At 41.2% G+C, this 10,605-nt stretch carries 8 protein-coding genes; 5 read left to right on the top strand and 3 right to left on the bottom strand.

Going from position 1 to position 10,605, the window contains the following annotated elements; translation table 11 throughout:
- Nucleotides 1–344: 344 nt before the first annotated feature.
- The gene (locus H6G08_RS29705) at nucleotides 345–632 is read right to left on the bottom strand and encodes a hypothetical protein (RefSeq protein ID WP_190549673.1); all 288 of its coding nucleotides are present in this window, start codon (nucleotides 630–632) and stop codon (nucleotides 345–347) included.
- Nucleotides 633–1,155: 523 nt separating this feature from the next.
- On the opposite strand from H6G08_RS29705, the gene H6G08_RS29700 reads away from it, so the two are divergent.
- Nucleotides 1,156–2,352, top strand: coding sequence for a site-2 protease family protein (locus H6G08_RS29700; RefSeq protein WP_190549671.1), 1,197 nt, complete (start codon nucleotides 1,156–1,158; stop codon nucleotides 2,350–2,352).
- 144 nt (nucleotides 2,353–2,496) lie between these two features.
- Here the strand turns inward: H6G08_RS29700 and H6G08_RS29695 are convergent, their stop codons facing one another.
- The gene (locus tag H6G08_RS29695; protein ID WP_190549668.1) at nucleotides 2,497–4,263 is read right to left on the bottom strand and encodes a WD40 domain-containing protein; all 1,767 of its coding nucleotides are present in this window, start codon (nucleotides 4,261–4,263) and stop codon (nucleotides 2,497–2,499) included.
- 176 nt (nucleotides 4,264–4,439) lie between these two features.
- Between H6G08_RS29695 and H6G08_RS29690 the strand changes: the two genes are divergently transcribed.
- Nucleotides 4,440–5,633 carry a Coenzyme F420 hydrogenase/dehydrogenase, beta subunit C-terminal domain gene (locus tag H6G08_RS29690; RefSeq protein ID WP_190549660.1) on the top strand — a complete coding sequence of 398 codons (1,194 nt, stop codon included), beginning with the start codon at nucleotides 4,440–4,442 and terminating at the stop codon, nucleotides 5,631–5,633.
- A 184-nt stretch (nucleotides 5,634–5,817) separates the two neighbouring features.
- On the opposite strand, the gene H6G08_RS29685 is transcribed toward H6G08_RS29690, so the two are convergent.
- Nucleotides 5,818–7,047, bottom strand: a complete 1,230-nt coding sequence (locus H6G08_RS29685) for a methionine gamma-lyase family protein (protein ID WP_190549658.1) — start codon at nucleotides 7,045–7,047, stop codon at nucleotides 5,818–5,820.
- Nucleotides 7,048–7,130: 83 nt separating this feature from the next.
- On the opposite strand from H6G08_RS29685, the gene H6G08_RS29680 reads away from it, so the two are divergent.
- From H6G08_RS29680 to H6G08_RS29670, 3 genes are all read left to right on the top strand, one after another.
- Nucleotides 7,131–7,949, top strand: a complete 819-nt coding sequence (locus H6G08_RS29680; RefSeq protein WP_190549656.1) for an acyl-CoA desaturase — start codon at nucleotides 7,131–7,133, stop codon at nucleotides 7,947–7,949.
- Between the two features lie 217 nt (nucleotides 7,950–8,166).
- Nucleotides 8,167–9,219, top strand: a complete 1,053-nt coding sequence (locus H6G08_RS29675) for a fatty acid desaturase (RefSeq protein ID WP_190549654.1) — start codon at nucleotides 8,167–8,169, stop codon at nucleotides 9,217–9,219.
- Nucleotides 9,220–9,456: 237 nt separating this feature from the next.
- A complete protein-coding gene (locus H6G08_RS29670; protein ID WP_390626529.1) occupies nucleotides 9,457–10,587 on the top strand; it encodes a fatty acid desaturase in 1,131 nt (376 codons plus the stop codon).
- The last annotated feature ends 18 nt before the right edge of the window (nucleotides 10,588–10,605 follow it).

Genomic DNA, 10,605 nt, shown 5'->3' with positions numbered 1-10,605 from the left:
GCAGTAGCGGATGCTTGGTTAAGTACTGCCCTTGTACCAACAGCGTTGGGAATAGGGACACAAAGGTTTACGGCTTGCTGGATGAACCAAGAATCCCCTGCCTTTTCCATTAAATGAGCGTAGCAAAATTTAATCAGGCAGGGGAGTGTCAAAATTTTTAGGAATAAAAGCGGGACAATCCTGAAAATTTATTCAGGTTGTTTCTCACCTAAATTGATGCGTTGCTACCGTTTTCAGATTAACTTAACGCTAGATATATTCTGATTAACGGATTCTATAGGCAGAAAGCTAGGTGCTTAGAAGTGCTTAGTTTTCTGCCGATTTTGAATATTTAATATTATTCTTCAACTATTAAGTTTTCTGACAGCATCACAAATTATAAAAACTATTTTGTAGCAAACCCAGCGAATTGGTTTGAGAATAAAAGTAAAGATAAAACCTTGAAAGGCTTCTTTCGCTGGTTCATAACAGTAATATAAAATCATCAGTAGCGGTAAAAATAGTGCATAAATACAAAAAGCCGGAAATACAGACATATTTCTAGCAATCTGACGCACTTGAATTTCACCGCGAGATAGATTTTCGCTGTCTATTTCATCTAGGCTTTCCATGTATAAAACTGGTAAAAGCATACTGTCTATCTCAAAAATATAGTATTACTAAATCCAGCGTTAACTTAACGCTAACATAATCTCTTTTATGTAAGAGTTCGGCTATTTACAAAAATGATAAAATGGGTAAATAAGCCGATACTTGAATTGTTAAAAGTCACAAAAAATTACTGATTATTAAGTAGGGAATGCATTGATTTCAGCAGATTTGCCGAACAAGACAGAAATTTGCTGTAATAAGTGCTGCAACAGTTTTAATAAATTTGATTAGTTTTACTGTCAGTCAAATTTGCAACTTGAGAAATTATGGTTGCTGACTGGGCACTTATCAGATTTATTGATTCTTGAGGAAGAATCAATTTATTTTCTCAAAGTGATTAAATATGATTAATTGTCTATTCTAGAAATGAGAGCATTACCCTCAAGACTTGGTAGATCTGAGTTTTGAGCGATCGCTCGCCCATAGGCAAATATTGAGTATAAAAACGTACTTGTATTATTTATATCACTTGGAAATGTAAATATCTACTTTTAGGACAATGTCATGCAAACAAATTGGAAAATCGGATCTTTATTTGGCATTCCACTATTTTTAGATCCTTTGTGGTTCGTAATTTTAGGGTTAGCCACCCTCAACTTTGGGGTAGCTTATGAAGCATGGGGAAGCGTGTTAGCTTGGAGTGCGGGAATGGTAATGGCACTGCTGCTATTTGCTTCAGTGTTATTACACGAACTCGGTCATAGTTTAGCAGCGCGATCGCAAGGAATTCGAGTTAATTCCATTACCTTATTTTTATTCGGTGGAATTGCCGCAATAGAAGAAGAATCGAAAACACCGTTTAAAGCATTTCAAGTAGCGATCGCGGGGCCTTTAGTAAGTATTGGGTTATTTTTTATCCTGCGGTTACTATCTTATGTCTTACCAGAAACTAGCCCCATTAGCGTTATGGTGAGCGATTTAGCGAGAATTAACTTAGTTGTCGCCTTATTTAACTTAATTCCCGGCTTACCCCTAGATGGCGGACAAGTACTCAAAGCTGCATTATGGAAAATTACAGGCGATCGCTTTCAAGCGGTACACTTAGCAGCAAGGGCGGGACAAATTTTAGGTTATGGAGCGATCGCTTTAGGTTTTGCCATAGACTTTTTTACCAGAGAACTAGCCTTAGGTTTGTGGATTGTCTTGATAGGTTGGTTTGGCATTCGCAACGCCAACACCTACGACAGCGTCACCACATTACAAGAAACTCTGTTAAAAGTCCCAGCTAGCGATGCAATGACTCGCGATTTTCGCGTAGTTGACGCCGAGCAAACATTGCGTTCCTTTGCTGATTCCTATTTATTAGATAGTAATGCGCCACCAATTTATTTTGCAGCTGCTGATGGACGTTATCGCGGTATGGTTGCCATTGATGATTTACGCTTAGTAGAAAGAAGCGCCTGGGAAACTCAAACTATCCAAAGTATCGTGCATCCTTTATCAGAAATACCTACAATTGCCGAATCTACTGTTTTAGCAGAAGTAATTAATAAAATGGAGAATGAACAGTTACCAAGGATTACCGTAATTTCTCCTGCTGGTGCAGTAGCTGGCGTCATCGATCGCGGAGATATTGTCAGGACAATAGCGCAAAAACTCAATTTACGAATTGGTGATGCAGAAATTAAACGCATCAAAGAAGATGGTAATTATCCCTCAGGTTTGCAATTAGGTGCAATTGCCAAATCAACTACAAATTAATTATGAATAGGGCATGGCAATGCCATGCCCCTACCAATTGGTCACATTTTTTTTGAGAAGAATGATTAGTTAAATTTTCCAACCTGATGGTTTTACCGCAACAAAAACCGACAATTAATTAACTCGGCTTTGATTATTAACTTGCTATTGTTTGAGAAACTTTTGATAAGCCTGATTAAGTGCTTGCATTGATGCTTTAGCATTCTCAGAAGTATTGATATCAGGATGATACAATCTAGCTAATTGACGGTAAGCAAGCTTTACTTCTTGAGGATGAGCATTTTTATCGACACCCAAAACTTCCCACCAAGAGCTAGAAAGTAAATTATGGATTATTAATTCTTCAAAGCTTTGAGTTTGTTGCCAAATTTTGGCTGTACCATGATTACCCCCACTAATCAAGGTTTTACCATCTGGGCTAAAAGCTACGGGACTAAATCCATAAAAAGTTTGGATAATTTCCCCTGTTAGAATATCCCAAATGTTAATTATACCATCACTGCTGCTACTAGCTAAAGTTTTCCCATCACGGCTGAGACTAATAGATAAAATAGCCGTTTTGTGTCCATTTAGAGTACGGATTAATTCGCCATTGTTGAGATGCCAAAGTTTAATTGTGGTGTCTGTACTGCCACTAATCAAAGTTTGACTATCAGCACAAATAGCAATTGTATTAACTGCTCCTAAATGTGCAGATAATATAAAGCGCTGTTTACCAGTTTTGATATCCCAAATTCTGATAGTTTTATCTGCACTACCACTAATAATATAGTTACCATCTGGACTGAAAACAACAGATATAACTGCATCTAAATGTCCATTTAACGTAGATTTGATTGTTCCCGTATCACTTCCCCAAATTCTGATAGTTTTATCGCTACTACCACTAGCAATGTATTTACCATCTGGACTAAAAGCTACTGAATTAACAAAACCATTATGACTGTAGGGAGAGTTTAAATAAGAATATGTCCGCCAGAATTTTTGAGTATTTATCTGCCAACTGCTAATTTTGCGATCGCCACTACCACTGATAATTTTCTGTCCATCGGGACTAATCGCTACAGATAAAACGGCTTCTGCTTGCCCAGAGAAGGTATACAGCCATTTTCCAGTCCTTAAATCCCAGAGATGAACTTGTTTGTCATTACTGCCAGTAGCCAGGATTTTACCATCAGGACTAAGAGCGATCGCATTGATTGCCGCTAAGTGTCCCTTAAGTGTGTTCACACATTTCCAAGCTTCAGTTGCTGGGATGATGACAGGAATTATTTTTTTTTGAGTTTTGGGAGTCTCAGGTTGAGGATTAACAAATTTATCATTCTGGGTTTTCTGTTTTTCCTTGAATTTAGCCTTCAATACTTGCAACTCATCTTCAATTTCCAAAGCCGCAAATTTTTGATTGAGATCCTCACCAGATAAAAATGCTTCCAACTCCATCACTGCTGCGGCAGAATAATCCATCTGTAAGACTTTCTCTTCCATTCGTTCAAAAACCTGTGTGGGAGTTTCCCGAATTTCCGATTCATCTAAAAGCTTGGCGATACCATAAGCAGCCAGTCCTACCACCGCACCAACTCCTACCATAGGTACTGTACCAATACCAAACGCCAGCCCTATTTTTGGTGCAACTAATCCCATACCACCCACGACGCTAGAAAAGCCAGCACCACCAACTGCGCCAATTCCCATTGCACCGAAAGCAGCCGCATCTCCTTGTGCTATTGCTGTAAAAGCGCCATAAACTGCTGCACCACCGACAGCACCAATCCCAACTACTGGAACTGTACCAATTCCTACAGCACCAAATCCTCCGGCTAACCCCATCCCGCCAACTGTTGCGGAAACACCAGCGCCTGTTATGCTACCTCCAGCAATAAATGCTGCACCTGTTTGAGAATTTTTAGTCACTTTAAATTGATTTGGAGAATCTCTTAATCAACGATGCTCCAAATAAAAAACAGATGAGAATGGAAAAAATACTTAAAACTGTGTCTATCCTCTTCATGCTCAATTTCTATCGTGAAGTGCATAGCCTATGAAGGTATTGTAGTAAAAGCGATGCCTGGATAAAACAACGAATTTATATGACTTCGGTTTCTCCTCATAAAAAAGCCAAAGCCTTAAAACCCACTAGCCGCCGCCCTGCTAAAGAACTGTGCAGCGAGTGTGGATTGTGCGATACATACTACATCCACTACGTCAAAGAAGCCTGCGCTTTCATTAATCAGCAGATTGGCGACTTAGAAACACAAGCCCACAACCGCCCCCGCAACCTCGATAACCCCGATGAACTCTACTTTGGCGTTCATCAAGACATGATGGCGGCGCGGAAACAGCAGCCTATCGAAGGCGCACAATGGACGGGTATTGTCAGTTCCCTCGCCATTGAAATGTTGAATCGCGGCATAGTTGAAGGTGTTGTTTGCGTGCAAAATACCAAAGAAGATCGCTTTCAACCAATGCCCATCATCGCCCGTACCCCAGAGGAAATACTGGCAGCACGAGTAAATAAACCAACACTATCGCCCAATCTCTCAGTTTTAGAGGAAATCGAAAAATCGGGGATGAAGCGGCTATTAGTAATTGGCGTTGGTTGCCAAATCCAGGCATTAAGAGCCGTAGAAAAACAACTAGGCTTAGAAAAGCTCTATGTTTTAGGTACACCTTGCGTAGATAATGTCACCCGCGCTGGACTGCAAAAATTCTTAGAAACCACCAGCCGCTCGCCTGAAACAGTCGTGCATTATGAATTTATGCAAGACTTCCGCGTTCACTTCAAACATGAGGACGGATCTACAGAAACCGTGCCCTTCTTTGGCTTAAAAACCAACAAACTCAAAGATGTCTTTGCCCCCTCATGTATGAGTTGCTTTGATTACGTTAATTCCCTAGCCGATTTAGTTGTCGGCTACATGGGCGCGCCCTTTGGCTGGCAATGGATTGTGGTGAGAAATGATACAGGTAAAGAAATGCTGGACTTGGTAAAAGATCAGTTAGATACTCAACCTGTAATGTCCCAAGGTAATCGTAAAGAAGCTGTACAGCAAAGCATTCCGGCTTACGATAAAGCTGTGACTTTACCAATGTGGGCAGCAAAATTAATGGGTGTGGTAATTGAGAGAATCGGCCCGAAAGGTTTAGAATATGCAAGATTTTCGATTGATTCTCACTTTACGCGGAATTATCTGTATGTGAAGCGGAATCATCCGGAGAAATTAGAGGCGCATGTGCCGGAGTATGCTAAACGGATTGTTGAACAGTATAAGTTACCGGAATAAAAGGCAGAGGGCAGAGGGCAGGAGGCAGAAGGAAAAATGGTCTTTGCATTTTTGCGGCTACAGTCAAAAGCCAGGAAAACGAAGGGTAAAAAATATACCAAAATTAAAGATTTGGTGGCTCTAATTACTGATTAAGTGAATATTCCCACCCTACTTAAACAAAACCTCCTGCCTCCTGCCTTCCTCAAGCAGGCCCCACAGATGCGATCGCCGCTTCCAATGCGATCGCAATATGCGTCCAATGCGTCCCCCCTTGGCAATAAACTACATAAGGCTCGCGCAACGGCCCGTCCGCAGAAAATTCTAAGGTGCTACCCTCAATAAACGTGCCTCCAGCCATGACTACTTGGCTCTCATACCCCGGCATTTCATCGGGGATGGGGTCTAGGTAGGAACCGATAGGAGAATTCTGTTGTACGGCTTTACAGAAGGCAATTAGCTTTTCGGCGGAACCGAGTTTGATGGCTTGAATGACATCGCCACGGGGCGCTAAAGGTGCTGGATTGACAGGATAACCTAATTTATCAAATACATACCCTGTCAGATAAGTGCCTTTCATCGCTTCTCCTACCATCTGGGGTGCGAGAAATAAGCCTTGGAATAAAAGCCGATTTTGGTCAAAGGTAGCACCGCCATAACTGCCAATCCCAGGGGCGGTAAGGCGACAGGCTGCGGCTTCGACTAAGTCAGCACGACCGGCGACATAGCCACCGGCAGTGACAATAGTGCCACCTGGATTTTTAATTAAGGAACCAGCCATTAAATCGGCACCCACATGGGTGGGTTCTTGAGTTTCGATAAATTCGCCGTAGCAATTGTCTACAAAGCACACAGTATTGGGATTTTGCTGTTTGACTAATTTGACAATTTTTTCAATATCAGCAATCGATAAACTCGGTCGCCAAGAATAACCACAAGAACGTTGTATTAATACTAAACCTGTGTTATTAGCCACGCTAGTACTTAAAGCCTGCCAATCTATAGTTCCTTCGCTAGTTAAGTCTAATTGGCGGTAATTTATGCCAAACTCAATAAGGGAGCCTTGTCCTTGACCCCTTAAACCAATGACTTCTTCGAGCGTATCGTAGGGAGAACCGACCACTGCTAACATTTCATCTCCAGGACGCAACACACCAAATAAGGCACAAGCGATCGCGTGAGTCCCAGACACAAACTGCACCCGTACTGCCGCAGCCTCGGCACCCATTACTTCGGCAAAAACTTTATCTAAAGTTTCTCTTCCTAAATCATCGTGACCGTAGCCACTTACACCTGCAAAGTGGTGTGCCCCTACACGTTGGTGACGAAAGGCATTTAAAACTCGTTGAAGATTTTGCTTGACCTGAGCGTCAATTCCAGAAAAAATCTCTAACAGTGCCTGTTCTGCTTGCCGCAGCTGTTCCAAGCTGTTCATTGGTTCCTCATTAAAAATTAAATAAATATGCGGATTTTTGGGATCGCGCAGATTAGGCTTAACCGTTCCTATTCAGGTTTCTCATGACAATTGCTACCTCAACCAAACTTCAAATTAACTGGGTTAATACCCTATTCTTTGCTGCGTTGCACATCGGAGCGCTGTTTGCCTTGCTACCTAGCAACTTTAGCTGGACAGCAGTTGGTGTCGGTTTATTGCTCTACTGGATAACTGGTGGATTAGGTATTACTTTGGGTTTTCACCGCCTGGTTACCCATCGCAGTTTTCAAACTCCCAAATGGTTGGAATATCTACTGGTGCTTTGTGGAACTCTCGCCTGTCAAGGCGGGCCAATTGAGTGGGTAGGTACACACCGTATCCATCATCTACACTCGGATACGGAAAAAGACCCCCATGATTCTAATAAGGGTTTTTGGTGGAGCCATATGGGTTGGCTGATTTATCACGCACCCGCTCACGCTGAAGTTCCTCGCTTCACTAAAGACATTGCCGAAGACCCAGTTTATCAGTTTTTGCAAAAATATTTTATTCTCGTCCAAGTGGCTCTGGGTTTGTTGCTGTTGGCGATAGGTGGTTGGCCGATGGTTGTTTGGGGAATTTTTGTGCGGATTGTCTGGGTTTACCACTGCACTTGGTTAGTAAATAGTGCTACTCACAAGTTCGGTTACCGCACCTATGAATCTGGCGATAACTCAACCAATTGCTGGTGGGTAGCTGTACTGGTATTTGGTGAAGGCTGGCACAATAATCACCACGCTTACCAATACTCAGCTCGTCACGGCTTGGAATGGTGGGAAATTGATCTGACTTGGATGACGATTCAATTGCTACAACTGCTTGGTCTCGCTACAAATGTAAAGCTAGCAGAGAAAAAGTCATAAGTCAGTCAATGCGGCTCAGTCCAACCTTGACATGAGAAGGTTGACTGTAGACAGTAAATTAGTGACAAAGTTTTCTTAGCAACAAAAATATCCATTTACTAATTCCGCATACAGGATGGGTTAGGTTGCTATAATCCAAAACGTTAATGTTAAGAAACTTTGCGGCAAACCACTTTGTGGTGTGTAGGTGATAGGTTGTGTTGTTTTTCAGGTTTTCATGACTACATCAATAATCAAAAATCAAAATCAAACTTATGACCTTGGGAACTCCGACCTAAGGCTAAAAGATATTATTAAAACCTTGCCAAAGGAGTGCTTTAAAAAAAATCGGTTTAAAGCTTGGACAAATGTGGCGATCGCAGTTTTGATGGTTGCTTTAGGCTACGTCAGTATCGCTATTTCTCCTTGGTTTCTCTTACCCTTTGCTTGGATTTTTACAGGCACTGCTTTAACAGGTTTTTTTGTCATCGCTCATGATTGCGGTCATCGTTCGTTTGCTAACCGTCGTTGGGTAAATGATTTAGTCGGGCATGTATTACTCCTACCTTTGATTTATCCCTTCCACAGTTGGCGGATTAAGCACAATCATCACCATAAACATACAAATAAACTGGATGAAGACAACGCTTGGCATCCAATTAGACCAGAAGTATTTGAAACTTGGGGCCCATTCCGCAAAGCAGTATTTGAAGGCTTTATGCGTAATCGCCTTTGGTGGCTAGGTTCTATTGGACATTGGGCAGTTGTTCATTTTGATTGGCGGAATTTCAAAACCAAAGACCAATCTAGTATTAAATTCTCTGTAGCTGTAGTTGTTCTATTTGCTGTAGTTGCTTTCCCGCTTCTCATCGCCACAACTGGTATTTGGGGATTTGTCAAATTTTGGCTGTTACCCTGGATGGTTTACCATTTTTGGATGAGTACTTTCACAATTGTTCACCATACTACCTTTGATGTTCCTTTTGTCGCCGCTCACAAGTGGAACGAGGCACTAGCACAACTATCTGGTACTATTCATTGTGATTATCCACGCTGGATAGAATTTCTCTGCCACGATATCAATGTCCACGTACCACATCATCTATCTACGGCAATCCCTTCTTATAATCTGCGATTAGCTTACAAGAGCATCAAAGAAAATTGGCAGCCTTACTTACATGATGAAAGTAAATTTTCTTGGGCATTAATGAAGGAAATTACAGATAAATGTCAACTCTACGTCACTGATGTGGGCTATATCACATTTGACGAATATCATGCAGGGCGATAAATCAAAGATGAAGTATAACTGGGGGAGTTGTATAATATGATTCCGACCAGTTATGTCTTGATCTGTGCTTTAATTTAACCTTGTTTAGCAATCTTAATTCTGGCAGTTTCTCTTAATGAAAATTGTTTAAGAAATTGCCAGAAACGTCCTCGTGCGGGTTTTTGAGAACAGAAATGTCTTCCATAATTTCCATTGCAGAGGTAACTTTTCCTTGCTTTGAGCAAGACTAGAATCTACATTTCATCGAATCCAGTGTCATTAAATAGTATTCCTGCCAATAACCCTCAGCTAATCCCTGTTTCTAGCTCACAATCATCTGCAAATTTACCAAAATTGCCCTTTACCCTTCAGGAATTAAAAGCTGCAATCCCTCCTGAATGTTTTCAGCCAGATTTAGGTAAATCTCTTTATTACTTTTTCCGAGACATCCTGATTATTGGTCTACTCTATGCAGTGGCTAATTACCTAGATTCTTGGTTTTTCTGGCCGATTTTTTGGCTCATGCAAGGAACAATGTTTTGGGCTTTGTTTGTAGTTGGACATGACTGCGGACATCAATCTTTTTCTAAAAAGAAATGGCTCAACGATTTGATTGGTCATCTTGCACATACACCAATACTCGTCCCTTATCATGGTTGGCGAATTAGCCACAGAACCCACCATCTCAATACTGGCAATATCGATAATGATGAAAGCTGGTATCCTGTGAGCGAATCACAATATAAAGAAATGCCGTGGGAACAAAAGATAGGCCGATATTATGTGTTTTTCTTGGCTTATCCGGTATATCTGTTTAAACGCTCTCCTAATAAAGAGGGTTCTCACTTTTTACCCGGTAGCCCACTGTTCAAGCCATCAGAAAAATGGGATGTGATTACTAGCACTGTCCTATGGACTTGCATGGTAGCTTTGCTTGGGTTTCTCACATATCAATGGGGTTGGATGTGGTTATTAAAAAATTACGCCGTACCCTACATTGTGTTTATCATTTGGCTAGATGTGGTGACTTTTCTGCATCATACTGAGCCAGATATCCCCTGGTATCGAGGAGAAGATTGGACTTTCTTAAAGGGTGCTATTTCTAGCATTGACCGTAATTACGGTTTCATCAATCATATCCATCACGATATTGGTACTCATGTAGCTCACCATATCTTTCTCAATATTCCTCACTACAATTTGTTAAAAGCAACTGCAGCAATTAAACCTGTAATGGGGGAATTTTTCCGTGAGTCTCACGAACCAATATGGAAGTCGTTATGGCGTTCATGTATCAGCTGTCATTTTGTACCAGATTCTGGGGGAAAAGTTTACTATACATCTCATAGTAAACGCTATAAAAGTTCATCAATAGACAATATTGTCTGAAGTGAACCCTAAGCGTAG

It is taken from the genome of Calothrix anomala FACHB-343 (genome assembly GCF_014696435.1).
GTDB lineage: Bacteria > Cyanobacteriota > Cyanobacteriia > Cyanobacteriales > Nostocaceae > Aulosira > Aulosira anomala_A.
The sequence above is the reverse complement of the archived record's forward strand: the minus strand, read 5'-3'. Positions and strand labels throughout refer to the sequence as shown.